This window comes from Streptomyces laurentii (genome assembly GCF_040635425.1).
Lineage (GTDB): Bacteria > Actinomycetota > Actinomycetes > Streptomycetales > Streptomycetaceae > Streptomyces > Streptomyces laurentii.
In genome coordinates this window covers 41,097-65,805 of the sequence record NZ_JBEYHT010000018.1, presented here as the reverse complement: position 1 = coordinate 65,805, position 24,709 = coordinate 41,097, and the positions used below count along the sequence as shown (strand labels likewise).

Sequence of the window (24,709 nt, the reverse complement as noted above, 5' to 3'; positions counted from 1 at the left end):
TCGCGCCCGGCGTCACTCCGCCAGCTCCACCCGGTAGTCCCGCATCCAGTCGTTGATCTTCAGCAGGGACTCGAATCCCACCCGCAGGAACCGCAGTTCCTCCGGGGACGCCTTCCGCACCGCGGCGTACGCCTCGGCCGCGCTCTTCTCGTCCATCAGCGCGCGGACCGGTGCCCCGGTGTCGTCCATGAGTGCGCCGAGCCGGCCCTTGAGCAGCTGGTCGTAGGCGGGATCGGCGATCGTCGGGTACGGCTCCTTCTTCCGGGTCAGTACGGAGTCCGGGAGCTCGGGGGCCATGGCCGCGCGCAGCAGGCTCTTCTCCCGGCCGTCGAAGGTCTTCATCGACCACGGCACGTTGAAGACGTACTCCACCAGGGCGTGGTCGAGGAACGGCACCCGCACCTCCAGGCCCACGGCCATGCTCATCCGGTCCTTGCGTTCCAGGAGCATCGGCAGGAAGCGGGTGAGGAAGAGGTGGCCGACCTTCCGCATCCGCCGGTCCTCCTCGGCCTCCCCGGGCAGGACGGGGACGGCGGCGACCGCCTCGGCGTACCGGTCGGCCCGGTACGCGTCCAGGGAGAGCCGCTCGGGCAGGGCCGGGTCGAGGAACGCCGGGCCGCCGGCGGCGGCCACGCCCGCCATGTACATCCAGGGGAAGGTCTCCGCGCGGACGGCGTTCTCGTCGTGGAACCAGGGGTAGCCGCCGAAGAGTTCGTCGGCGCCCTCGCCGGACAGCGCGACCGTGGAACGCTGCCGGATCGCCTTGAACAGCAGGTAGAGGGACGTGTCCATGTCGGCGAGGCCCTGGGGCAGGTCGCGGGCCCGGAGCACGGCCGCCCGCGCCGCCGGGTCGGACAGCAGCTTCGCGTCGAGGGTCAGGTCCTCGTGGCGGGCGCCGATGTGGCGGGCCAGTTCGGCGGCGTACGCGCTGTCGTCGCCGCCGCGCGGGCCGGTGCCGAAGCCCGGACCGGAGCCGGCGGCGGAGAAGCCGACCGAGAAACAGGTGAGCGGGTCCTCGCCGCGGTCCCGCAGCGCCCCGACGGCGAGCGCCGCCACGGAGCTGGAGTCCAGACCGCCCGAGAGCAGCGAGCAGAGCGGCACGTCCGCGACGGTCTGGCCGGCGACGGACGACCCCAGCAGGTCACGGACCCGGCCGATCGTGGTGTCGAGATCGTCCTCGTGCGGGCGCGCGGGGAGTTCCCAGTACGCGCGCTCCGTGATCCCGCCGCGCGCGACGCGGACGACGTGCCCGGGGCGCACTTGGCGCATCCCGTCGAAGATCGCGTGCCCGGGGGTGTTCACCCAGGTCATCAGCTCGCGCAGACCGTCCGAGGTCAGCCGGGCGCGGGCCTCGGGGTGGGCCAGGATCGCCTTCGGCTCGGAGCCGAAGAGGACACCGTCCGGGGTCGGGTAGTAGTAGAGCGGCTTGACGCCCAACCGGTCCCGGATCAGCAGGAGTTCCTGGCCGCGGGCGTCCCAGAGCGCGAACGCGAACATGCCGGTGAGGTGCCGGGTGACGTCCTCGCCCCACTCCAGGCAGGCGCGCAGGACGACCTCGGTGTCGCTCCGGGTGCGGAAGGTGTGGCCGGCGGAGACGAGCCGGGCGCGCAGCTCGTCGAAGCCGTAGATCTCCCCGCTGTAGGAGAGGGCGGCCGTGACCTGCCCGTTCTCCTCGGCGAGCATGGGCTGCGCGCCGCCGGCGATGTCGATGACGGCGAGCCGCCGGTGGCCCAGGGCCACCGGGCCGCCGTACCAGGTGCCCCCGGCGTCGGGGCCGCGACAGGCCATCGTCCGTGTCATCGCCTCCACCGCGGAACGCTCGGCGCCCAGGTCCCGCCCGAAGGCCACCCAGCCCGCTATGCCGCACATCCGTCCTCCTCCATTTCCTGCCGCTTTCCTGCCGCTTTCCTGCCGCTGCCCTGCCGTTGCCCTGCCGTTGCCCTGCCGTTCCGACGACTCGCGAGGTACGTGGGCGCGCCCGCCGGGTCAGTCCGGCAGCGCGCCGAGCTGCCGGTGCAGCCCGAGCAGGTCCATCTCGTCCCAGTGCTGGGCGAACAGACCGTCCTCGATGAGGAAGATGTCGATGAGGCCGACCGAGAAGCGCCGTCCGGAGGCCGGGATGCCGAGGATCGGGCCGACCTGCCGGCCGCTGAAGGTCATCCGCGCGACGGCCTTGTCCCCCTCCACGACGAGGTCGTCGAGGGTGAGGCTGAGGTCCTCCACCGTCGAGGCCCAGCGGCGGATCGCGGCCCGCATGCCCTCGATGCCGCGCTCGACGGCCGGGTTGGGGTGCCGGTACTCGGGGTGCAGACAGTGGTCCAGGTGGCGCGGGTCTCCTTCGTTGTACGCCGCCAGGAAATGCTCCATGAGCTGCTGTACGGATGCTCGGTCCACGGGGATCGCCTTCCGGTCCGGTGGGTGTGCGGGGCAGGACGGGTTACGGGGGGGCGGGGGAGGCCGGGGGTGTCAGGAGGCGGCAGGGCGTACGGCCGTGTCGCCGGCCTTGGCCCCGGCCTCCACCTCGGCCTCGGCCTCGGGCGCCGGCTCGGCGAGCCGGTCCAGCCGGGGCGGATGCACGGGAGCCGTCTCCTCGCCGAGCGTCGTCGCCGCGATGAGGTCGCACGCGTCGGCGTTGCTGTACGGGTGCATCGTCCCGGCCCGTACGTCGCGGTGGGCCCGCTCGTACACCGAGCCGGGCCGCAGGGCCGGGGTGCCGATGATCCGGATCACCCGGTCGACGATCTCCACGGCGTTGTTGGTGCCCACGTTCTTGGTCAACACGACACGGGCCATGCCCTGTTGGATGGTGAGCGCGTTCCACAAGCCGTTGCCCATCACCTCGCCGGCGGTCCGCTCGATCAGGGCGCGCGAGGTCTCGATCAGCTCCTCGCAGGCGGCGATCTCCGCGCGGATGTACGGCCGGTCCTCCCAGCCGCGGCTCCGGACGTCCCGTACGCAGGTCTCGAACGCGCCGACGGCCACGCCGAGATAGACCGCGGCGAAGGTGGGCATCGCCCAGCCCCACACGGTCTGGAGCAGCGAACCGTCCAGACTCCCGACGGGGTAGGAGGTGAGGACGTTCTCCTCCGGCACCATGACGTCGCGGAGTTCGATGTTCTCGCTGCGGGTGGCCCGCAGTCCCGAGGTGTTCCAGGTGCCTTCGAGGACCCGGACGCCGGGACTGTCGGCGGGGATACGGAAGACCAGGACGTGCGGGCCGTCGGGGTGTTCGCGGTACTCGGCCATCGAGGTCATGTGGGTCATGACGGCCGAGCCGGTGCCGAAGGTCTTGTCGCCGGTGACCAGGTAACCGCCTTCCACCTTGCGGGCCTTGGCGCCGGTGGTGCGCACGAGCGCGTGTCCCGGCTCGGCCGTGGCGCCCATGAGGATCACGCGGCCCTCGACGATCTCCGTCAGCGTCTTCCGGGCGCGCTCGTCGCCCGTGGTGCGCCAGGCGCGGGCCATCTGGCCGGCCATGGAGAGGTGCATGTTGACGGCGAGGGCGGTGGAGGCGCAGCCGGCGGCCAGCCGTTCCTGGGCCACGGCCATGTCGGCGAGGGTGCCGCCCAGCCCGCCGAGTTCGCGCGGCACGGTCAGCGCCAGATAGCCGGCGGCGCGGAGTTCGTCGATGTTGCGGAACGGGAACGCGGCCGTCCGGTCGTGCTCGGCGGCCCGCTCGCGGAAGACCGCGGCCATGTCCTCCGCCAGCTCGACGTACCGCTGCCGGGCCGGCCGGGTGATCAGGAGGTGCATCAGGACTCCAGCTGTCGGAGGAGGGGTGTCACGAGGAGAAGGGCCTTCGCCGGGCGCCGGTCACACCGGTCGCTCCGGAGGCGCCGGTCACACGGACGCCGGTCACAACGAGGCGCAAACGGAGGCGGGTTCGGAGGCCGCACGTCAGGCGACGGTGGGTGAAGCGGAGGCGGATTCGGAGACGGAATCGGAGACGGAATCGGGGATGGAATCGGGGACGGAATCGGGGACGGAATCGGGGACGGAATCGATGACGGCCGGGCCGGTGACCAGCTCGGCGGCGACGAGCCACGTGCGGGCGGCCCCGGGCGTCCCGCGCGGCGGGGTCCGCGGCACCATCCGCCCGGCCGCCTCGTCCAGGTCGCAGGGTTCGCGCACCTCGGCCCGCCAGCCGCGGCCGGCGAGCCACGCCTCGGGCTCGGCCACCCCGGAACGCCAGGGGCGCCCCGCGTCCCGCATCTGCCGCAGCCAGTCCCGCATCCAAGGGGCCCGGTATAGATCGGTGTTGACCTGCTCCAGGCAGAGCACGCTGCCGGCGGCGGAGAGCTCGGTGACCCGGTCGACGACCGCGTCCACCTGCGCCTCGGTCAGGTAATAGAGGACTCCTTCGACCAGCCATACGGTCGGCAGACCGGGGCGGAAGCCCGCCTCGGCGAGCGCGGCGGGCCAGTCGCCGGTCAGGTCGGCGGCGACCGGGACGCGCCGACAGCGGTCGGCGACCAGGCCGGAGCGGGACAGGAAGGCGCTCTTCTCCTCCACTCCCTCGGGCAGGTCCACCTCGTAGAGGGTGACGCCCGGGGGCCAGGGGAGCCGGAAGGCCCGGCCGTCCATGCCGGCGGCGAGCACGACGACCTGCCGGGCCGGGCCGCCGGTCACGGCGCGGATCAGACGGTCGTCGAAGAACGCGGTCCGCACGGCGAGTACGTCGAAGCGGGAACTCGGTTCGGTGCGGAGGCGGTCGTAGAGGTCCGGGTCGGTGCGCCGGACGAACTCCACCGCGAGCGGGTCCTCGAACAGCCGGCCGTCGGGACGGAGCGACTCGGCTGCCCGGGCGCAGGCGATCCAGTGGGCGGTCTCGATCAAACTCGACATGGGCTCTTCTCGCAGAGAGCCGGGCGCCGGCGCGCCCGGGTGAGGGTCACCACGGATCCGCGGCCGCGCGTCAGCGGCCTTCGGTCGCCTCGCCGACGGCGGGCGCGGCAGACGCGGGAGGTGCGGCGGGTGCGGCAGGCGCGGCAGGCGCGGTGGGCGTACCCGTCGCCGCCGGCTCGTCGTCGATCCCGAGCGCGCGGGACATCCCGCGGCGGAGCGACCAGTGCAGGATGTCCGTCTGGTTGTGCCGGAACTGGGCCCAGTAGGCGTCGCCCGCCTTGTTCCTGGTCCGCAGGACGACACCGATGTACGCCTTGCCGTCGGCGACGATGAAGGACATCCGGTGTTCGAGCAGCTTGTCCATGTCGCCGAGGAGCACTTCTCGCTCGCTCGCCTCGAAGACCTCGTACGGACCGAGGCGCTCCCCGACCCGGGGCAGCGGCTGTTCCCGCTTGCTGCGCATCGTGTTGGGCTTGACGCCGAAGGGGCGCATGACGACGCCCTGGACCCGGATCCACAGGTCGACCAGCCAGAACGCCCGGTCGGGCGTGAGGCTGGGACGGTCCATGGTCAGCCGGGCGAGCTCCCTGGCGTCGATCCTCCGATGGTCCGGGATCGCCACCTCCGCCGCCTCCGCGTGGGTGTGCTCTCCACTGTCACGGAAACGCGCGAGAGCCGAGTCGTTCGGAATTGAACAGCTGGCTATATGCATTTCGAGATTCCCCATGGGTTGGCTTCGCCACGCTCAGGGCCTCGGGACGTCATAGGTGTCCAGAATTCGACGGCCGAAGTGGCGCATCACTGCACCGAGCCTATGCAGAGATCGATTCTCGACTCAGCCGGAGAGTAAACATTTCCGTATGTGATCTACGTCACAGCCATTTATCCGGAGGTGCCCTTGAGCGCTTCAACTTGACTTGCCTATGGTCGAGATCAGCCGGGCGACGGAGTCCGGAAGCCGGCTACAGCAGTTTCCCGTGGCCGGCCCACGTGCGGCGCGATCGACGCGACCGCAGACTTGCCGAAAGGTTGTGAACGGCATGAGCAATGCCGCCCTGGAGATCGGTGTCGAGGGACTCACGGGTCTGGACGTCGACACCCTGGAGATCAGCGACTACATGGACGAGACGCTGCTCGACGGTGAGGACCTGACCGTCACGATGATCGCGTCCGCCTCCTGCACCACCTGCATCTGCACCTGCAGCTGCAGCTCCTGAGGTAACACCCGGCGCGGAGGACTGTTCCTCCCCGCCCGCCGGACCTGACCGTTGCAGTCGACCAGGTCCGCGATCTAACCGGGAGTGGGACCCGGACCTGCCCGTTGCAGTCGAGCAGGTCCGGGGCCCGACCCGGAGTACCCCGGACCTGCCCGTTGCAGTCGAGCAGGTCCGGGGCCCGACCCGGAGTCATCTCCGGCCGTGCTCGCTCGGAGGCTGTCGGCGGACCCGCCGCCGGCCTCCGGACGAGCACCCTCACTATGCCCGATGACGGCGTGGACAACTAGTTCCGGCGGTACGTCTTCGGCATGTCCTATTGCACCGCGGACGGCTTTCGCACGTCCGTTCAAACGGCCTCCCATGGCCGCGGAAACGGCCCCATACGGCCGAGAGAACGGAGTGTCGGTCCCGCATGCCCGGACGGGCTTCCCGTCGGGTGCGCCGGGCCCCGAATGACGCTCCGCCGGGTATTGAGCGGCCCTTATTCTGTTTACGGCAACAGAAAGCTGATATCACGTGCGACCCGTAATTCTGGTGCACGGTCTCCTGGGCACGGAAGACGCGCATTACGCGGGGTGCCGGAAATGGTGGACCCGCCCTGTCACGGAAATACGTCTTCCAGGCCACGGAACCGGCGGCGAAATCCCACCCCATCCCGCCGCCGCGGCGATAGACCGCGTCCGCGAGGCCATCCGCGAACAGCCGGAACCTCCCGTGGTCGTGGGGCTTTCCTATCTGGGTGCCGCCGTGGCCTTCCGGGCCGCGGCCGGTTTTCCCGCCACCGTGGCCGGAATCGTCATGTCGGGCTACTCGTTCCTGGTGTCGCCGGACACCCTGAACCGCTGGCTGGCGGGCTTCACCAGAATGGCCTCCCATCAGCCCGCGGCCCAGCGCCATTTCGCCGAACTGCACGGCCCCACCTGGGAGAATCTGCTCACCGCGACCTTCGCCGAGCTGTCCGACGGCTGCCTGCGGCTGCCCGGCGTCGCGGACCTGGAGCACCTCCCGGTACCCGTCCAGCTCGTCAACGGCTCACTGCTCCAGAACGAGCGGAACGCGATCGGTCCGGCGGCCGCCGCCGGTGCCGACGTCGCGGTGATCGCCGGGGCCGGCCATGTCGTACCGATGGACGCGCCGCGCGTCTTCGCCGCCACCGTCGAGGACTTCGCCGACCGGGTCACGGCCGGGCGCACCGCTTTCCACGAGCGGCGGCGCGCGGCCGAAAGGGCCGCGGCCGAACCGGCGGTACCGCCCGAGGCCGGCACCGGAACCGAGCCCGTCGCCCGGAAAGCGGCCACCCATGGATAGTCCGGAGATCACGTACGCCGGATACGGCGTCGTCCGCGTCTGTTCCCAACCCGCCGACGTCATCGCCCAGTTGTCCTCGCGCGAGGCCGCCCGCGTCTGCGACGAGCTCAGGGACGTACGGCGTACCTGGCAAGACCTCGCCCCCCGGGTCGCCGAGGAACTCACCGAGGTGGTCCCCCTCCTCACCGACCGGGACGAGCGGCGGACCGTTCTCGCGCTGCGCCGCCGGCTGCACCGCGCCGCGGACGTCCCGGCCGCCGACCTCGACGTCCTGAACCTCGCGTACGGAACCTCGGCGGACGGGCCCGGGGCGGCCGGGACCGCGGTGGCCGGGCCCCTGGCGCCCGGGGCCGCCGCGCTGCGGGCCCTCGCCGAGCGCCGCGACGACCTCGCGGCCCGCCTGGAGGGCGCGTACGAGGAAGGGCTGAACGCGGAACGGAAGGTGCTCGCCTCCGCCGCCCTCGACCCCGCCCTGCGTGCCGGAGCCCAGCTGAGCGCGGACGGTCTGCTGCGCAACATGGACCGCTACGCCGCCGCCGTCGCCGAGGGCACCGCCCCCGGCAAGCGGGAGCGGATGACCGAGTCCACCGTCCTCCATCTGCTGACCCGCAGCACCCTCAAGCCTTCCCCCTTCGGGCAGTTGGTGCACACCCGGCCGGTCCTCCTGCCGAAGCGCGCGACGGACGCCACGCCCGTCATCGCTCCCGTCACCGCTCCCGGCACGGACGAGGCGGCCGAGCGGCCGGTTTCCGTCTGCCGGCTCCCCCGCCAGCTCGTGAGCTGGGTGGAGCGTTCCCTCGCCGGCCGGCCCGCCTTCCGGCATGTCGCCGTCCTGCGCCGCGCACCGGTCGTCGGCTCCTCGAAGGAGGGCGTCGTCTTCCTGCTGCGGGGCCGGGACGGCACCCACGAGCCGGCCGCCAAGGAACGGTTCGTCCGCGTTCCGCCCGGCGTGGTGGTCACGGCGGTCCTGGCCCTCGCGGCGGACGCCGCCGTACCCGAGCGGGAGCTGCGGGAACGGTGCGCCGCCCTGCCCGGCACGGACCCGGCCGCCGCCGGTGCCGCCCTCGACGCGCTGATCGGCCAGGGCGTCCTCGCCCGTGACCTGGGCGTCGGCGACCAGCACCCGCACCCCCTCGCCCGCCTGGCCGCCCTCCTCCCCCCGGACTGCGACGCCGGCCTGCGCGCGGCCGTCACCGGGCTGGCCGGCGCCGAGTCCGCGTTCGAGACCGCCGGCCTCGAACGGCGCGAGGAACTCGTCTCCCGTATCAAGGAGCACGTGGCCCGGGTCGCCGAACTCACCGGCGTGGCCACCCCGCCGATCGACGTCGCCCGCACCCTCGTCTACGAGGACGCGGTCGTGGCCGTCCCGCGCGCCGAGGCGCCCGGCCGGTGGGGGCGGCATCTGCCCGCGCTGGCCCCGTGGCACCGGCTGCTGCCGCTCTTCGACGACGCCGCGCACGTCCGCGCGATCGTCGCCGACGTGGTCAGGACCCACTTCGGGCCCGGGCCGCACCGGCTCCTTCCCCTGTTCGCGGCGCTGTCCTCGGCCAAGGTGCAGGCCGTCCTCACCGAGCGGCTCACCGACGTGTCGGCGCCGCTGCCGACCCGGTTGCGCACCCTTCAGGACGCGGTGTTCGCGCTCGCCGATCCCGACGGCGGCGCGGACACGGTGACGGTCGACCCGGAGCGGGCCGCGCGGCTCGCCGACGACCTGCCGTCCTGGATCCCGCGCTGGTCCCGCGCGAGCTGGCACGTCCAGCACCACGCCGCCCCCGACGGCGGTCTGCTCGTCGTGAACGGCGGATCGATCGGCTTCGGCCGCGCGATCTCCCGCTTCCTGCCCGCCTACGCCGCCGCCGGGGACGCCGGTTTCGGCGACCTGGTCACGGCCGAGATCGCCCGGGACGACGACCCGTCCGCGCCCCTCACGGACCTCGCGGCCGTGCTCGGCATCAACGCCAACGTGCACTCCCCGCTGCTCGGCCGGCACCTCCGCTACCCCTGCGCGACCCCGGAGGAGTGGGGCGGGAACACCGGCGTCTCCCTGGAGGACTGCTGGGTCGTGTACGACGCGGACACGGGCCGGCTGCTGCCGCGCCTGGGCAAGGACGGTCCCGTCCTGCGGCTGGTCATGCTGAACTTCCTGCTCAACGAACTCGCCCCGCGTTTCTACCAGTTCCTCAACTTCTTCAGCTCGGGCAGCCTCGCCAACCTCGCCTGGTGGGACCGGGTCGACCAGCGCCGCGAAGCCGGTGCCGGTGCCGACGGTGGTGCCGGTGCCGGTGGTGGTGCCGGCTCGGGTACGGACTCCGTACGCCACTACCCGCGGGTCCGCTCCGGCAGCCTCGTCCTGGCCCGCCGCACCTGGAAGGTCCCCGACGCCCGGCTCCCCGGCCTCGCCGGCGCGACCGGTGTCGCGGCCTTCGCGGAGGTACGGCGCTGGCAGGAGTCGCTGGGCCTCCCCGACCAGGTCTTCTACCGCGGCTTCACCCTCCCCGACCCGCTCGTCCCGATGTCCCGGGAGGAGCAGCGGACCTGGGCGAGGACCCTCGCCCGGTTCCCCACCTCCGCCGAACGCAAGCCCACCTTCCTGGACTTCACCAGCGTCACCAGCGTGACCGCCTGGCAGCGGGCGCTGCGCCGGTGCCAGGGCGGCCTGACCTTCCAGGAGTGCCTGCCCGCCGTGGGCGAGGACGAAGGGGCGGCGGGCGGCCTCCGGGAGCGGTTCACCGAGGAATTCATCGTCGAGACCACCGAGACCGAGGAGGAAGGGTGAGCACCGCCCCGGCACACCCCTGGCTGTCCTGTCATGTCTTCCACCACGGCGACACCGATCCGCTGATCGCGGAGTGCCTGCTCCCCCTGGTCGACGACCTGCGCCGGGCGGGACGCGTGGAACGCCACTTCTATCTGCGGCACTGGGAACGCGGCCCGCACGTCCGGCTCCGGATGCGGGTGCCGGCGGAGCACCACGACGCGGTACGCGCGGAGACCGAGCGGCGCGTCCTCGACTACCTCGGGCGGCGCCCCGGCCCCGTCGACACCGATCCGGCACGGCTGCGGGACGCGCTGCGCCGGCTCAGCGAACTGGAGCACGGCGACGCCTCCGATGTCGCCGTGCGCACCCCGGAGCCGCCCAACTCCCTTCGCTGGATCGACTATCAGCCCGAGCTGGCCAAGTACGGCGGGCCCGAAGGCGTGGCGATCGCGGAGGACGTCTTCCACGCCGGCTCGGTGCTGACCGGCCAGGTCCTCCGGCTGGTCGACAACGACCGCGCCCGGATGGGCATCGCGCTCCAGCTGCTGCTGCTCGCCTCGCGCGCGCTGGGCTTCGGTCCCGACGAACGCGCCGTCTTCCTCCGTACCTACCAGGAACGCTGGTCCGGATACGTCACGGACCCCCGCGTCCTCGCCTCCTGGGACCGGCAGTACCAGCTGCAGCGGGAGCAGTACGCGGCCCTGCTCGACGGCCTCGACGCCGGCGACCCCGTCGGGAAGGGGCTCGGCGCGTACTGGGAACGGACCCTCGTCCAGGCCCTGGAGCGGCTGCGCCCGCTCGTCGGGACGGGCCGGGTGTGGCCGGCGGAGACCGACCCCGCGGCACCGCCGGTGGTCGCGCTCGCGGCCCTCGTCAGCCAGTTCCTGCACACCACCAACAACCGGATGAACGTCCGCCCGCAGGGCGAGTGCTTCGTCGCCTACCTGGCCTCGCGCGCGGCCGAGGACCAGCGCGCCGCCCGGTCCGGCACCGCCCCGACGGCCGACCCCGCCCAGACGGCACACGAGAGGGATGAGCGTCATGTCCACCAGTGAACAGAAGGATCTCACCGTCAGCGTCCCGTGGTCGGTGCAGGAGGACCTCCTTCTCGACGTGGCCGCGCCCCTGCTCGACGAGTCGGTGGAACTCGGGGAGACGGACTCGTGGTTCTACCTCCGCGAGAACCACGGCGGGCGGCCGTTCCTGCGGCTGCGCTTCGCGAGCCGCAGCCCGTCGGTCGAACGCCGCCTGAAATCACGGATCCTGGCGCACGTCGGGCCGACGATCGACGCCGGCGACGTCTTCACGTACCAGCCGTACAACCACGAACACGACTGGCTGGGCGGCACCGCCGGGCTCGGGCTCGCCGAGCACTTCTGGACCGAGACCACCCCGCTGGCGCTGGACACCCTGCGCGCCACCCGCGGCAACCGGGCCCTGCGGCTCGCCGTGGCCTTCGACTTCCTCGTGTGCACCGGCGTCATGCTCGCGCCCCATCTGCCGCCGTCCATCGCCAAGTTCGGCTACAAGGCCGGCTATCTCTCCTACCTGGCCACGTTCGAGGGCTACATGCTGCTGATCCGGGACCCCGAGGGCACCCGGGCCAAGCACGCCCAACGGTACGAGAAGAACCGGGAGTTGCTGCGGCCACGCCTTCGCACGCTCGTCGAGCAGATGAGCGAGCCGGACGGCGAGCTGACCGACGTGCCCGAGCTGGCCCGCGAGTGGCTGGTCCGGCTGCGCGACTACGTCCCCGCCCTCCAGAAGGGCTTCGACGAGGGCCGCTTCTACCTCTACGCCACGCCGCGCAAGGCCGAGACGGCCAAGCTCACGCCGTCGCCCGACGGCCTCTACCGCAGGCCCGACGTGGAGTGGCTGTCCGACCTGCCGGAGCCCCCGGTGGCCGGCATCCACCGGGCGATCGCCGACAACACGTACTACCAGGGCATGATCCGCGAGGACCGCCGCTTCCTGGCCTCGCGGCTGGCGCAGGCGTACACCAACTGGCATCTGTACCGGCTGGGCTTCCTGCTCGCCGACCGGTACACGCTCTTCTACCTGATCGCCCGCGCCTTCGAGGAGGAGTACGACCTCGACGCGGCGGCGCTGATCCGGTCGGTACGGCCGGAAGCAGAGGTCGCCGGATGACGGCCCCGGGGACCGCCGAGGCCACCGCTCCGGTCGAGGCCGCCGCCCCCGCCGAGGCCGCCGGAACCGGGCCCTTCGACGCCGCCGGAGTGGACGGCTTCGTCCGCCGGCTCCGGGGCGACTTCGACGAAGTCCACCCGGACCAGTGGCAGATCGACTGGCGCAGCATCCCCAGCCCCTTCCGCTGGTACGTCGACCTGCCCCGGCGCGATCTGCCCGCGCTGTCGCGCGCGGCCGCGGCCGGCGGGCCCGCCGCGGCGGCCACGTTCGCCGCGGCCGGGCCGCTCGGCCGGCTCGGCATGCTGCTCCAGGGCGCCTACGGACTGACCGGCGTGCGGTGGTACCCCGAGGGCATCGCCAAGAGCAGCCCCGCCGAGCCCACCCCCGTCCACCGCAACCCGCACTACCAGCTGCGCCGCGCAGTGCCCTCGGGAGGCGTGACGTACCCCGCCGAGTGCTACGTCGTCACGGCGGGCACGGCGGGCACGGAGGGCACGGAGGAAGAGGACGGTCTCGACGCCGGGGTGTACCACTACGACGCGGTACGCCACGCACTGGCCGTGCTGTCCGCCGGCCGGCCGCCTGCGGAGCTGACGCCGCCGGAGGGCGGTGTCCGGATCGTCGTCACCCAGCCGCTGTGGAAGAACTACTTCAAGTACGGCGACTTCTCCTACCGGCTCGGCGCCATGGACACCGGTGCCGTCGTCGGCCAGTTCGCGCTCGCCGCCCGGTCCTGGGAACTGCGCTGCCGGGTGACGTTCGGGGTGGACGAGCGGCGGATCGCGGACCTGCTCGGGCTCGATCCGGAACACGAGGCCGTCCCGGCCGTGCTGGACGTCTCCCTGGGAGACCCGGTGGGACCGGCGGCATCCGCGGCCGAGACCGCGCCCCCGGTCGGGCGGCCCCGCTGGCTGGGCGAGTCCGTCCCGCCCGGCCCCGCCACCGGCACCCGCCGGATGCACGCCGCGTGCCTGGCCGCCGGCCGCCCCGGCCGGCCCGTCGACCTCCCGCCGGTCGTCCTGCCCGACCTGGCCGGGCAGGCGGACGTGGAGCTGCCCCGGCCGGCCGGGCGGCCGGTGTCGGTCGCGGACACCTGGTCCCGGTCGGCGCTCGGCGAGCAGTTCCGGGGCACGCCGCTGCCCGCCGAGGTCCTGGCGGACTGGCTGACCACGGTGCTGGCCCCGCTGGACTGCGACGTCACCGGAGAGCAAGCCGGCCGCGCCGACACCGACACCGGAGAGCGGGCCGGCCGCCCCGGCACCGGGACCGTCACCGGCGAGGCCGCCCCGACGCACGCCCGCTGCCTGCTGATCGCGCGGTCCGTGCCCGGCGTGCCTCCGGGCGCCTATCTGCCACACCCGGACGGGCGCCGGCTCACCCGGCTCGCCGCCGGGGACTTCGGGCCCGAGGTCCAGCGCAGCATGTTCGCCGACTACATGAACGTCGGGCAGGCGCCGCTGACCGCCGTCATGATCGGCGCCGCCGATCCGCATCGCGGTCCGGCCGGCCCGATCGGCTACCGCACCCAGCATCTCCTCGCGGGCGTCCTCGCCCAGCGTCTCGCCGCGTGCGCGGCGCGCGACGGCAGATCGGCGCACCCGGTGCTCGGCTTCGTCAGCGGCGTCCTCGACGACGCGTTCGGGCTGCGGGCCCGGGGCCTGACGTCCCTGCTCCTCGTCCCCGTGGGCGGTTACCGCCGGGGCCTCTATCTCGAGAACAGTCTGAGTCCGCTCGCCACGCGGGCGGGCGACGGGAGTGGAATATGACAGCGCCGACCGACACGACGACCGGGACGAGCGAGGCGGCCGGGACCAGCGAGGCGGCCGGGACCAGCGAGGCGGCCGGGACGAGCGACGCGACCGGGACGAGCGACGCGACCGGCACCGTTCTGCGGCTGCGCGCCGACGCCTACTACGTACCCGTGCCGAACGGGGTGTGGATCCGGACGACGGACGGCTCGTTCACCCTCAACGGCAAGGCGGTCGCGACCTGGGTCGAGCGGCTCGCGCCCCTCCTGGACGAGGGGGTGGTACCCGCCCGGCTCCTCGGGGCGCTCCGGCCCGAGCAGGCCGGGTTCGTGGAACAGCTCCTGACCCTGCTGGAGAAGCGGGGAGTGGTACGCCGGGAGGCCGCCGCCGACGGATTCGGCCCGGACCTGGCCCGGCTCTTCCCCCAACAGGCCGCGTTCCTCGGCCACTTCGCCTCGCGGCCCGCCGAGGCGTTCGACCGCGTACGGCGGCACCGGGTGGCGGTCGCGGGACCCGCAGGACGCGCGGACGTCCTCGTCACGACGCTCATGGAGGCCGGGTTCGGCGACTTCGCCCTCCTGGACGCCGAGCCGAGCGCCGAACTCCGGGACCTGGCCGCCGACTTCGAGCGGCGCGGCGCACCCGTACGCCTGTCCGGGCCGGACGGTGATCCCCACGACCGCACGCTCATCGGGGTGTTCGACCCCGGGACGGACGGCGAGGCCGACGCCCGGCGGTTCCTCGACCGGGCCGGCGCGCTCGGCGGCGGCGCCTGGGCGGGCCTGGTCAGCGGCCAGGCGATGCTCCTCAAGGGACAGGTGCCGGGCTCCGGCCGGGCCTGCGTACGGTGTGCCTGGCGGCGGCTGGCCCACAAGGCCGTCGCGCTGCCGCACTCCGACACGCTGGGCCATGTACCGGTGTCGGTGGCGGCGACCGTGCTCGCCCAGGAGCTGTTCCAGTACGTCGCCGGGGCCGACGACTCCGTACTCGGCGAGGGCGTCGTGGTGGACCTGACCCGGCTCAGCGTCTGGCGTACGGACGTCGACCCGGACCCGGACTGCCCGGCCTGCTCCGCGGCCCGCCCGTCCGGCGTACCGGCGCCGGCGCACCGCCGGACGTCCGCGTACCCCGACGCCGTCTTCGGCGCCCGCTGCTTCGGCCCGCTGTTCTCGTGCACCCCCGAGGAACTGCCCCAGTTCCCGCTCACCGCGCTGCGGGTGCGGGTCAACCCGCCGGGGCGCACCGCGCCGACGGGGGCGCTCGACGGCCCGGTCGTCGTGGCGCGGTCCATGGTCGACGCGCGCGCCGAGGCGGCCCTGACCGCCGTCGAGGCGACGCTCCCCGCGGCGGACGAGGCAGCCGTCGCGGGCGTGGGCCGGGACCACGCCGAGGCGCTGGCGCGCGCCCTGCTCCGGTGGGCCGACCGGACGCCGGAGGACGCCCGCGCGGAAGGCGGCATGGAACCCGTCCGCACCGAGGGGACGGGCACGGCGCCCGCCCTCGCGGAGCTGGCCGCCCTCGCCGACACGGACGTCGCCGTCGGCGTCACGCACCTGCCGAGCGGCTTGTGGCGGGCCCGGGCCGACGACGGCACGGGTGCCGTCGTCCGGACCGGGTTCGACCCCGACCAGGCGGCGGAGCGCGCGCTCACCGCCCTGCTGGCCCGCCGGCAGCTGGGACCGCGGCCCGATGGAGCACCGGTCGTGGCCGCGTGGCCGGGCCCGGTCCCGTCCCGGGAGCGGGCCGGCGAGGTCGCGTCCGCGCTCGGCCTGACCTGGCGCGAGGCCGTCCTGCCGCCGCTGGTCGCCGCCGATCTGACCGCGATCGTCCTGACCGGGGAGTCCACCGGATGAGCGCGCCGCCGACGACGGCACCCCACGCGCCCGAGGGCGTCGACGACACGGCGGCCGAGCTGCGCCGTCTGCTCGACGACGTCGCCCGGGTCGTCGACACCCCGGCCGCGATCACCGCCGCCGCCCCTCTCCACGCCGGCCTCCCCGCCGAGGGGGACGGCCGCCCGGTCGTCCTGGTGAACCTCGGCTGGGACGCCGACCTGTCCGGCCTGCCCGCCGCGGGCACCACCGTGCTGCCCGTGTACGGGCTCCGCGGCCGCGTCGTCGTCGGCCCGGTGACCCGGCCCGGACTGCCCGGCTGCCCCCACTGTCTGGGGCTGCGCGTGCGCGCCACGGACCGCCCCGAGGGCGTCCCCCGGGGCGAGCCGGCCGTCCCCCGCCGGCTGTCCGCGCGGCCCGACGCGTGGCTGCCGCCAGGGACCGCGCGCCTGGTGGCGGCCGTCGTCCGCGCCGAACTGGCCCGGCTCGCCGCCGGTGAGCCGCCGCTCGGCACCGAGGCCGCCTACACGGTCGGGCCCGCCCGGCTGGCCGGCGACTGGCATCCGGCGCTGCCGCACACCCTGTGCGACACGCCGCACTGCCGGGGCGCCCGCCGCCCGCTGCCGCCCCCGCTCCCCGACCTGGCCACGCCGCTGCCCGCGACCGGTGTGGGCTCGGCCCGCCGCTTCCCGGCCGCCCGGTTCGCCGAACGGCTGGAGCGGGAGTACCTCGACGGCTGGTCGGGCGTCACCCGCTCCGCCGCCGTCGGCGACCGGGCCGTCCTGCCGTCGACGCAGGTGCGGGTGCCCACGGTCTGGGGGTTCGACGAGATCGCGATCGGCCGCGCCGAGGACTACGCGGGCGCGCGCCCGGCGGCGATCCTGGAGGGGCTGGAACGGTACGCCGGCTGGCACTGCGGCGGCCGCGACCCCGTCCGCTTCGCCTCCTACGCCGAACTCGCCTCCGCCGACGCCGCTGAGCCCTCCGGCGGACCCGGCGGGCCGGACCGACCCGCCGCCTCCGACGCCGTCGTCGATCCCCGCTCCCTGCTCCTGCACCCCGAAGAGGCGTATGGACAACCGGGGTTCGAGTACACGCCGTACGCCCCGGAGATCCCGACCGGATGGGCGGAGGCGTACTCCGCGCTCACGGGCCGGCGGACCCTCGTGCCGTTCCACGTCGCGTACTACGGCGCGACCCGCCGCCCCGAGACCGGCCCGCGCTTCGTCTACGAGAACTCCAACGGCTGCGCCCTCGGCTCCGGCACCGAAGAGGCGCTCCTGGCCGCCCTGTTGGAGGTGTCCGAGCGCGACGCCTTCCTGTGCGCGTGGCTCTCCGGGACGCCGCTGCCGGAGATCGACCTCGGCCGGCTGACCGGCGAGGCGGCGCGGGCGGTACGAACGGTGCGCCACCGCACCGGCCGCGAACTGCGGGCCTTCCGGGCGCTGGGCGCCTTCGACGTCCCCGTGGCCCTCCTCGTGTCGACAGCGGAGGATCCGGACCTGCCGGCGACCCTGGTCACCGCCGGCTCGGGCCTCACGGTGGAACGGGCGCTGCTCGGCGCCGTCCACGAGATGGCCGCCTCCGCACCCGTGAACACGGTCGAATTCCAGCGCCGCCGGGCCGAGTTGGAGGCGGCACTGGACGATCCCGGGCTGGTCCGCCGGATGGAGGACCACGCGCTGGTGGGCGCCCTGCCCGAGGCGCGCCCGTGGTTCTCCTTCCTCCTCGACGGCACCCCGCCGGGCGTGCCCGGCCCGGCCGCCCCGGACGGCCTCACGCCGTCCGGCGACGTCGCCGCCGATCTCGCCGCGATGCTCGCGGCCGCGCGGCGCGACGGGCAGGACGTCGTCGTCGTGGACCACACCACCAGCGAGCTGGACCGCCTGGGCCTGCGCTGTGTGAAGGCGATCGTGCCCGGCACGGTGCCGATGACCTTCGGCCACCGGCACCGCCGGCTGCCGCCGCCCGCGACGCTCCGCGCGTTCCGGGCCCGGCACACCGACGGCCCCGTCGAGTTCTCCCCCGAGGAAGTACGGCATGAGCCACACCCGTTCCCCTGAGACGACGACTCCCGCTCCCGCGACGCCCGTCACCGCGGACGACGGCCTGACCGCCCTGCCCCACGGCATGGGCTGGGTCGTCGGCAGCCGCGCCCTGGCGGTCCGGCTGCTCGGTGACCAGCGCCTCGGCGTGCTGGAACCGCGCCCGGTCATGGAGCACCTCGCCACCAAGGTCGATCCGGGCCTGCGCCCGCTGATCGACGAGATCTCCTCGTTCGCCGAACGCGTCATGCTCCAGACCGGCCACGACCGGCACCAGGAGCTGCGCAGGGCGTTCGGCGGATTCTTCGACGCCGACGCGGTCGAGGCCCGCGCTCCGCGGCTGCGGCAGGCGGCCGAGGAGATCGTGCGGCCCTTCGCCGCGGCCGGGGGCGGCGAGTTCATGACGGCGGTCGCCTTCCCGTACGCGGTGCGCACCGGCGCGCGGCTCATCGGCTTCACCGACGCGGAGTACCGGCTGCTGCACAAGCTGAGCCAGCAGGTCGCGCTCGTCGCCTACGCCGCCCGGGTCGAGGACCCGGCGGAGGCGGTCCGGGCGGGCCACGCCGCGCTGGTCCGGGTCCGGGAGATCCTCGCGGACGCCCGGGCGGTCGCGCCCCGCGACTCGGTGCTCGGCGCCTGGCACGCCGGGGAGATCGGCCTGCCGGACGCGGACGTCGAGGCCAACGCCGTCATGCTGGTGCAGGCGTCGCTGGAGACCGTCGCCGGCATGCTCGGGAACACCGCCGTACGGGTCCTGGACACCCCGGGGGCGCTCGCCGACCCCGTACTCCTGGAGGAGCGGATCGACGCGGCCCTGCGCGCGGAGCCGCCGCTCAAGACGCTGGAGCGGGTGGTCAGGGAGCCGTTCCGGCTGGCCGGGCGGGAGTTCCGGGCCGGCCAGGTCGTCTCCGTCCGGGTCGCGGACGCCAACCGGCTGGACGACGCGCCGGTGGCCGGCCGCGCGCTGTTCTCCTTCGGCTGGGGCGCGTACCGCTGTCTCGGCGCGCGGCTCGCCCGCCACCAGGCGCGGGAACTGTTCCAGGCGCTGCACCGCGCCGCGCCGGACGCCACGTACGCCGACGCCGGCGCCGCGGTCGAGCGGGTCCGGCACATCCGCTTCGACATGCCGCGCCGCCTCCCCGTGCGGTGCGCCCCGCCCGTCGCCGAGGCCGCCCCGCCGCCATCCGGTGTGCTCCCCGACGCGCACACCGAGGTACCCACCGAGGTACCCACCGACGTGCTCACCGACGTCCTGACGGAAGCACTCGAAGAGGACGACGTGGACCGGCCGTTGACCTCGCTGGAGCGCGAGGTGACGTACGTCGTCCTGACCGAGAACGGGGTGACCGTCCCCGAGGACCTGCGCGGTCCCACGACGATCCGGGAGTGGGTGACATGGGCGGCCTCGGCGCGTGGCTGAAGCAGGCCGAACCGGTGCTGCGGCGTTCGCGCGCCGGGGTGGTGACCGAGCGCGGACGTCATCCGTGGCCGTCGCTCCTCGCCCGGGCGGAGCGGCTGGCGGCGGGGCTGCCCGACGCCCCGTACGGCTGGGTCGTCCCGGCGGACGGCGGCGAGCGGTCGATCGTGGGGCTGCTCGCGCTCGGGCTGCTCGGCCCCGCCCCCCGCTGGGTGCTCGGCGACCCCGCGGCCTGGGCCGCGGACGGCCACAAGCCGCTGGGCGACGGGGAGTTGACGGCGGCCGGGCCCCAGGCGGCGCCTCCGCCCGAGGTCGCCGGCCCCACGTACGCCACCGCCTCCTCGGGCACCACCGGGCAGCCGAAACTGCTCTTCGGCCGGCCGCACGCGATCCCCTCGGCGGTACGGCTGTACGCCGACGGCATGCCGGAGTACGCGGCGGCCGAGGTGTTCGCCACCTGCTCCGCCATCGACTTCGCGGCGGCCTTCTACATGGTGGCCGCCCCGGCGATGACGCTCGGCCGCGACCTCGTCCTGTTCCGGCCCGGCTCCTGGGCGACGGCCGTCCCCGAGCTGGCCGGCCGCCCCGGCGTGTGCCTGGCGCCGCCCGCGCTCGCCGCGCTGGGCGCCCGTACGGCGGCCGGACGGCACGACTTCCGCGGCACCTCCTTCGTCCCCGCCGGCGGCGGCCTCACCCCCGAGCGGGCGGGCCGGATCCGCGCGGGGTTCCCCGGCTGCGACTTCCTGACCATGCTCGGCTCCACCGAGACGGGACTCGTCACGGTCGGGCGTACGGTGCGCGCCGACGGCCATGTCGGCGCGCCCCTGCCGGGCAAACCCGTCTGGCTGGAGGACGTCGGGCCGGACGGTGTCGGCACCCTGTGGACCAGGGGGCCCGACACCCGGTTCGCGGTGACCGGGGGCCGGCTCACCACCGGGCCGGACGGCGCCGTGACCACCGGCGATCTCGCCCACCGGGCCGACGGCGGCGGGGGGTTCGTGCTGGACGGCCGCGCGGACGACCTGGTCAAGGTCGACGGCGTCAGCGTCTACCCGCGCGAGATCACGGCCGCCGTCCGGGCGCTGCCCGGTGTCCGGGACGCCTCGGTGTCCGTCGACCGTTCCCGGACAGGCGACCGCCTCACCGTGATCGTCATGGGGACCGACGCCGTGACCGAGGACCGGGTCCGCGACGCCTGCGCCCGCCTGCCCGTCCCGGTCACCCCGCACCGGGTCCTGTGCAGACCGGCCGACGAGACCGCCTACGACGCCCGCGGCAAGGTGCTGCGCTGAGCGCGTCGAGCCGCCCAGGCGCCGAGACGCCGAGACGCCGAGGTCACCCAGCCGTCGAAGCCGACGAGCCGAGCCCGCCGAGTCCGTTGAGAAAGAGCGTGATGACGAGATGACGACGACCGGACCCTCCCGCGCGGCGGTCACCGAGGCACTGCTCAAGTGCCCGGCCCCCCTCTACGAGCGGATGCGCCGCCAGGGCCCCCTCGTATGGAGCCGTCCCGACCGCACCTGGGTGGTGACCGGCTACGAGCTCGCCCGGCTGGTGCTGCGCGACCCCCGCTTCAGCCTGCCCGGCCCGCCGCCGGGATCGCAGTGGTCGGACGACGGCAGCCACGCCGGGTTCTTCCAGAGCATGCTGCTGGCCTGCGAGGGAGAGCGGCACGCGCGCCTGCGCCGGTTCCTCGGACGGCTGTTCACCCCGCGGGCGATCCGCGCCCGCACCGTGCGGATCGAGGCCGCGATGGCGGCGCTCCTGGACGAGGCGGAGCAGCGCTCCTCCCTGGACGGGGTCGCGGAGCTCGCCGCCCGGCTGCCCGTGAGCGTCATCGGCGACCTCGTCGGCATCCCCGACGCCGACCGCGACGAGGTCAGCGAACTGTGCCGGGTGATCAGCAGGGGCGGCGGCGTGGCGTCCGGGAAGCCCGCCGAGGACGACGTCGACCGCGCGCTGACCCACGTGGACGCGCTGGGCAGGCTCGTCGACCGCTGGACGCGGACTCCGGAACTGCTCGTGCCCGACTCCGTGCTGGCGCTCGCCGACGAGGCGCGCGACACCCCGGACGCGCTGACCCGTACCGAGGTCCTCGCCAACGTCTTCAGCCTTTACATCGCCGGGCACGATACCTCCCGCAACATGCTCAGCGGCCTGCTGCTGCGCCTCGCCACCCACCCCGGACTCCTCGCGGGCCTGGCCGACGGCACGGTGGACGCCCAGGCGGAGGTCGACCTGCTGCTGCTCGGCGAGTCCCCGCTCACGTTCACCGTCCGCGTGGCGCGGGAGGAGTGCGAGCTGGCGTCGCGGCGCATCCAGCCCGGCGACCGCATCCGGGTGATGCTCGGCGCCGCCAACCACGAGCTGCTCACCAGCGGCGACGCCAAGGACGGCAACACCGGCGTCAGTTTCGGCGAGGGCCGCCATGTGTGCCTCGGCGCGCACCTGGCGCGCACCGAGGGCCGGGTGATGCTCGACGCCGTGAGCCGGCGATGGTCCGGGCTGCGGCTCGCGGACGACCCGGCGTGGACGCCGCACTTCCTGCACCGGGGCCTGGACCGCCTGCCGCTGGAGATCGCATGGCGGTGACGAGCGGGCCCGTACACGAGACGGCCCCCGTGGCTGGCGACCGCGTCGTCCCGGGGCCGGTGGTGGTACGCCGCCGGTGCCGCGTCCCGGGTTCCGTCCTGGCGGACCTGGGCAGCGACCGGGTGTGGGGCGCGGCCGCGGCCTGGGCGTACGCGGAGGACGCCGTCCAGCGCACCGGCACCCGACTCGCCGACCAGGTCGGGGAGTCGGTGCCGACCGTACGGCAGGAGGAGCGCCGCGATCTGCTGCGGGTACGCCGGGCCGCGTTCAACTCCCGCCCGCTGCCCGCCGTTTCCGGCGCCGTGCTCGGGGGCCCGGCCGCCGCCCTCGCGGAGGAGTACACGCGCGCCCTGACCGCGCGCGACACGAACCGTCACGAACTAGACCTGGCCCTCGCGGACTTGGCCCGTACGTCCGGCGCGACCGTCGACGCCCTGCTGCGCGACCCGCACCTCGCCCGGTCCGTCGAGCTCTCCGTACCCGGCCTCCTGGCCGCCGGCCCCGTCGGCGCACTGGACCCGGCCGCCGCGAAGAAGACCCGGCGCCGGGCCCTCACCCTGCTCCGCCTCATGCAGCGCGCCGCGTCGAAGCCGACCCCGTTCGCCGGCTTCGCCACCACGCACGTGCTCTTCGAGAACACGGCACCGGCCGCTTCGGACCTCCCCTCGCGCAGCCATGTGCGGATCGACCGCGCGGTGATCGAGTGGGTACGGCAGTGGATCGCCGCGGGCGGCCACCGGAGCCTGCGGCCGGAGCGGCTGTGGCTCACCGCCAACCCCACCGCGGCCGTCCGCCAGGACGCCTCCGGGACGCGCGTGACCTGGCTCCTGAGCAGGGCGGACGGCACCGAACGGGTGCTGTCCGCGCCATGCGGCGCCGCGCTCGCCGGCACCCTCGCCCGGCTGCGGGAACCGGTCCGCCTGGACACCGTCGCGCCGGGCGGCACCCTGCCCGACGGCCTCGCGCGCCTCGTCGCGCGCGGGCTCCTGGAGATCGGTCCACGTCTTCCCTCCCACGGCCGGCGGACGCTGCACGCGGCGGCCGACGCGACGGCGCCGGCACCGGACCTGGACCTGGACCTGGACCCGGACGCGACCGAGGCCCGGCAGGCCCGTCAACTCCACGACGCGCTGGGCGTGTTGCGTGACGCCGAGGACGCCCTCGCCGCCGATCCGGCACACGCGGGCGCCCGGCGCGACGCGAAGGACGGCATCGCCGCCGTCGCCACCGCGCTGGGGATCGGCGTCCGGGCGGGCGGCGGCGACCGTTCGGCGGTCGGCGAGGACGTCGTGGGCGTCATGGGCGTCCGTGCCGACGACGACGTTCCGCGCGCCGACGGCACGGGCCCCTTCGGCCCCGAGGTCCTCGCCGACCTCGGCCGCGTCCAGCGCGTCGTGCCGCTGCTCGGCTTCGAGCTGCCCTTCCAGCTGGCCACGGCCCTCGCGTTCCGGCGCCGCTTCGGCACCGATCCGGTGCCCGTCCTGACCGCCTACGCGTGGTTCCTCGACGAGGGCCGCCGGGAATCCGACGCGTTGCTCGCCGACTGTCAGGCCGAGGAACTCGCCACGGTCCTCGCCCTGCGCCACCGGCTCTTCGACGGGCTCCGCGCGGCGGCGGACCGGAACCCGGGCGCGCCGGAGGCCGCGTGCGATCCCGGTCTCCTCGACGCGGTGGCGGCCGATCTGCCGGACGCGGTCATGGACCTCTCCTGCGCGGCCTGGCCGGTCCAACTCGCCGGGGACCGCGTGGTGGTGAACGGGGTCGGCACCGGCTACGGCCGCTTCGCCGCCCGCGTCGCCGCCGGCCTGGACCCGGCCCGGCTCGCCGTGCTGCGCGACTGGGCGGCGACCGCCGCCACCCCTCACGAGCACGGGGTCCCGGTCGACATCGCCGCGTCGCTCGGCGCCACCGTCAACGAGCGGCCCCTGCTGCTGCCCGCCGCGCTCGGCTATCCGGGCCGCGCCCTGGAGTGCGCCCCCGAGACCCCCGGGGCCCGGGTCGACCTGTCCTCCTGCGCGGTGCGCGTGGCGGGCGGGCGGCTGCTGCTCTTCGGCGGCGAGGGCGACGACGCCCCGGGCACCGGCCCTGGCCCTGGCCCCGGTGCCGGTGCCGGCCGCTTCGCGGGACGCCCGCTGTTCCCCGTACCGCACAACGCGACCCTGCCGACCGTGGCCCCCGGCCTGTACCGGTGGCTGAGCCGCCTCGGGCCGGGATCCGGGGCGACGCTCGCCCTGTGGGATCACGTGGACGCCCTCGCGGCGCCCCGGGACCCGGAGGCCGTACGGCACTATCCGCGGCTGACCCTGGGGCGGCTCGTGCTGAGCCGGCGCACCTGGAAGGTGCCCGCGGCGGCGCTGCCCGCGGAAGCCCTCCCGGGCGCGGCGGGAGCCGGCGGAACCGCGCGGGAGGCCCTGGCCTGGTACCGCTGGTGCGCGCGTACGGGCGTGCCCCGCCGCTCGTTCCTGCGCGGCACGACGCTCCCGGACCCCTGGGACGTCGTCCGCGGCCTGGCCGACAGACGCCCGGTGGACGCCGCCCGCTCCACCTCCGGCGGCGCGGCCCTCCGCAAGCCCCTCTACGTCGACTTCTCCCAGCCGCTGTGCTGGCCGGCCCTGGCGCCCGCGCCCGGGGACACGCTGACCTTCACCGAACCGCTGCCGGATCCCGCCGGCGGCACCACCGCCGCCGCACCCGGCAGCCGCGTCACCGAGTACGTCCTGGAGACCTCGCAGCCTCCGCGCGCACGAGCGACCGAGGGCTGCGCCGCCGCCACACGGCCGTAAGCAGGAAGACGAGATC

The 24,709-nt window shown here is 74.7% G+C and carries 17 protein-coding genes; 12 read left to right on the top strand and 5 right to left on the bottom strand.

Annotation, left to right across the window (positions count from 1 at the left end; translation table 11 throughout):
• Positions 1-12: 12 nt before the first annotated feature.
• From asnB to ABZ693_RS14335, 5 genes are all read right to left on the bottom strand, one after another.
• Entirely contained in the window at positions 13-1,869 is a 1,857-nt protein-coding gene (asnB, locus tag ABZ693_RS14355) for an asparagine synthase (glutamine-hydrolyzing) (protein ID WP_359876301.1), read from the bottom strand.
• A gap of 117 nt (positions 1,870-1,986) precedes the next feature.
• Entirely contained in the window at positions 1,987-2,394 is a 408-nt protein-coding gene (locus ABZ693_RS14350) for an ester cyclase (protein WP_359876299.1), read from the bottom strand.
• A gap of 72 nt (positions 2,395-2,466) precedes the next feature.
• A complete protein-coding gene (locus tag ABZ693_RS14345; RefSeq protein ID WP_359876297.1) occupies positions 2,467-3,753 on the bottom strand; it encodes an acyl-CoA dehydrogenase family protein in 1,287 nt (428 codons plus the stop codon).
• A 144-nt stretch (positions 3,754-3,897) separates the two neighbouring features.
• Positions 3,898-4,845 carry a class I SAM-dependent methyltransferase gene (locus ABZ693_RS14340; RefSeq protein ID WP_359876295.1) on the bottom strand — a complete coding sequence of 316 codons (948 nt, stop codon included), beginning with the start codon at positions 4,843-4,845 and terminating at the stop codon, positions 3,898-3,900.
• Between the two features lie 70 nt (positions 4,846-4,915).
• Positions 4,916-5,572, bottom strand: coding sequence for a DUF2867 domain-containing protein (locus ABZ693_RS14335; RefSeq protein ID WP_359876294.1), 657 nt, complete (start codon positions 5,570-5,572; stop codon positions 4,916-4,918).
• A 313-nt stretch (positions 5,573-5,885) separates the two neighbouring features.
• On the opposite strand from ABZ693_RS14335, the gene ABZ693_RS14330 reads away from it, so the two are divergent.
• From ABZ693_RS14330 to ABZ693_RS14275, 12 genes are all read left to right on the top strand, one after another.
• Complete coding sequence (locus ABZ693_RS14330) at positions 5,886-6,062, top strand: thiocillin/thiostrepton family thiazolyl peptide (RefSeq protein WP_359876292.1); 177 nt, start codon at positions 5,886-5,888, stop codon at positions 6,060-6,062.
• A gap of 516 nt (positions 6,063-6,578) precedes the next feature.
• Positions 6,579-7,370 (top strand): alpha/beta fold hydrolase, encoded by a 792-nt coding sequence (locus tag ABZ693_RS14325; RefSeq protein WP_359876290.1) that lies wholly within the window; start codon positions 6,579-6,581, stop codon positions 7,368-7,370.
• Positions 7,363-10,146 carry a lantibiotic dehydratase gene (locus tag ABZ693_RS14320; protein ID WP_359876289.1) on the top strand — a complete coding sequence of 928 codons (2,784 nt, stop codon included), beginning with the start codon at positions 7,363-7,365 and terminating at the stop codon, positions 10,144-10,146. The genes ABZ693_RS14325 and ABZ693_RS14320 overlap by 8 nt, the downstream gene beginning before the upstream one ends.
• Positions 10,143-11,183, top strand: coding sequence for a lantibiotic dehydratase C-terminal domain-containing protein (locus ABZ693_RS14315; RefSeq protein ID WP_359876287.1), 1,041 nt, complete (start codon positions 10,143-10,145; stop codon positions 11,181-11,183). Before ABZ693_RS14320 ends, ABZ693_RS14315 begins: the two co-directional genes overlap by 4 nt.
• Positions 11,170-12,276, top strand: coding sequence for a thiopeptide-type bacteriocin biosynthesis protein (locus tag ABZ693_RS14310; RefSeq protein WP_359876285.1), 1,107 nt, complete (start codon positions 11,170-11,172; stop codon positions 12,274-12,276). The genes ABZ693_RS14315 and ABZ693_RS14310 overlap by 14 nt, the downstream gene beginning before the upstream one ends.
• Complete coding sequence (locus ABZ693_RS14305; RefSeq protein ID WP_359876283.1) at positions 12,273-14,042, top strand: SagB family peptide dehydrogenase; 1,770 nt, start codon at positions 12,273-12,275, stop codon at positions 14,040-14,042. Before ABZ693_RS14310 ends, ABZ693_RS14305 begins: the two co-directional genes overlap by 4 nt.
• Positions 14,039-15,877: a hypothetical protein gene (locus tag ABZ693_RS14300; protein WP_359876282.1), complete on the top strand. Its 1,839-nt coding sequence runs from the start codon at positions 14,039-14,041 to the stop codon at positions 15,875-15,877. The genes ABZ693_RS14305 and ABZ693_RS14300 overlap by 4 nt, the downstream gene beginning before the upstream one ends.
• Positions 15,874-17,919, top strand: a complete 2,046-nt coding sequence (locus ABZ693_RS14295) for a TOMM precursor leader peptide-binding protein (protein WP_359876281.1) — start codon at positions 15,874-15,876, stop codon at positions 17,917-17,919. Before ABZ693_RS14300 ends, ABZ693_RS14295 begins: the two co-directional genes overlap by 4 nt.
• Positions 17,897-19,321, top strand: coding sequence for a cytochrome P450 (locus tag ABZ693_RS14290; RefSeq protein ID WP_359876279.1), 1,425 nt, complete (start codon positions 17,897-17,899; stop codon positions 19,319-19,321). The genes ABZ693_RS14295 and ABZ693_RS14290 overlap by 23 nt, the downstream gene beginning before the upstream one ends.
• Complete coding sequence (locus ABZ693_RS14285) at positions 19,297-20,610, top strand: AMP-binding protein (protein WP_359876372.1); 1,314 nt, start codon at positions 19,297-19,299, stop codon at positions 20,608-20,610. Before ABZ693_RS14290 ends, ABZ693_RS14285 begins: the two co-directional genes overlap by 25 nt.
• 109 nt (positions 20,611-20,719) lie before the next feature.
• A complete protein-coding gene (locus ABZ693_RS14280; RefSeq protein ID WP_359876278.1) occupies positions 20,720-21,910 on the top strand; it encodes a cytochrome P450 in 1,191 nt (396 codons plus the stop codon).
• 29 nt (positions 21,911-21,939) lie between these two features.
• Positions 21,940-24,693, top strand: a complete 2,754-nt coding sequence (locus tag ABZ693_RS14275; protein ID WP_359876276.1) for a lantibiotic dehydratase — start codon at positions 21,940-21,942, stop codon at positions 24,691-24,693.
• Positions 24,694-24,709: the final 16 nt, after the last annotated feature.

Coding starts and splice junctions, on each gene's coding strand:
- ABZ693_RS14330 (WP_359876292.1), top strand. CDS start 5,886: ATGAGCAATGCCGCCCTGGAGATCGGTGTCGAGGGACTCACGGGTCTG.
- ABZ693_RS14345 (WP_359876297.1), bottom strand. CDS start 3,753: ATGCACCTCCTGATCACCCGGCCGGCCCGGCAGCGGTACGTCGAGCTG.
- ABZ693_RS14340 (WP_359876295.1), bottom strand. CDS start 4,845: ATGTCGAGTTTGATCGAGACCGCCCACTGGATCGCCTGCGCCCGGGCA.
- ABZ693_RS14290 (WP_359876279.1), top strand. CDS start 17,897: ATGAGCCACACCCGTTCCCCTGAGACGACGACTCCCGCTCCCGCGACG.
- ABZ693_RS14335 (WP_359876294.1), bottom strand. CDS start 5,572: ATGGGGAATCTCGAAATGCATATAGCCAGCTGTTCAATTCCGAACGAC.
- ABZ693_RS14280 (WP_359876278.1), top strand. CDS start 20,720: ATGACGACGACCGGACCCTCCCGCGCGGCGGTCACCGAGGCACTGCTC.
- ABZ693_RS14300 (WP_359876282.1), top strand. CDS start 14,039: ATGACAGCGCCGACCGACACGACGACCGGGACGAGCGAGGCGGCCGGG.
- ABZ693_RS14285 (WP_359876372.1), top strand. CDS start 19,297: ATGGGCGGCCTCGGCGCGTGGCTGAAGCAGGCCGAACCGGTGCTGCGG.
- ABZ693_RS14310 (WP_359876285.1), top strand. CDS start 11,170: ATGTCCACCAGTGAACAGAAGGATCTCACCGTCAGCGTCCCGTGGTCG.
- ABZ693_RS14320 (WP_359876289.1), top strand. CDS start 7,363: ATGGATAGTCCGGAGATCACGTACGCCGGATACGGCGTCGTCCGCGTC.
- ABZ693_RS14305 (WP_359876283.1), top strand. CDS start 12,273: ATGACGGCCCCGGGGACCGCCGAGGCCACCGCTCCGGTCGAGGCCGCC.
- ABZ693_RS14295 (WP_359876281.1), top strand. CDS start 15,874: ATGAGCGCGCCGCCGACGACGGCACCCCACGCGCCCGAGGGCGTCGAC.
- asnB (WP_359876301.1), bottom strand. CDS start 1,869: ATGTGCGGCATAGCGGGCTGGGTGGCCTTCGGGCGGGACCTGGGCGCC.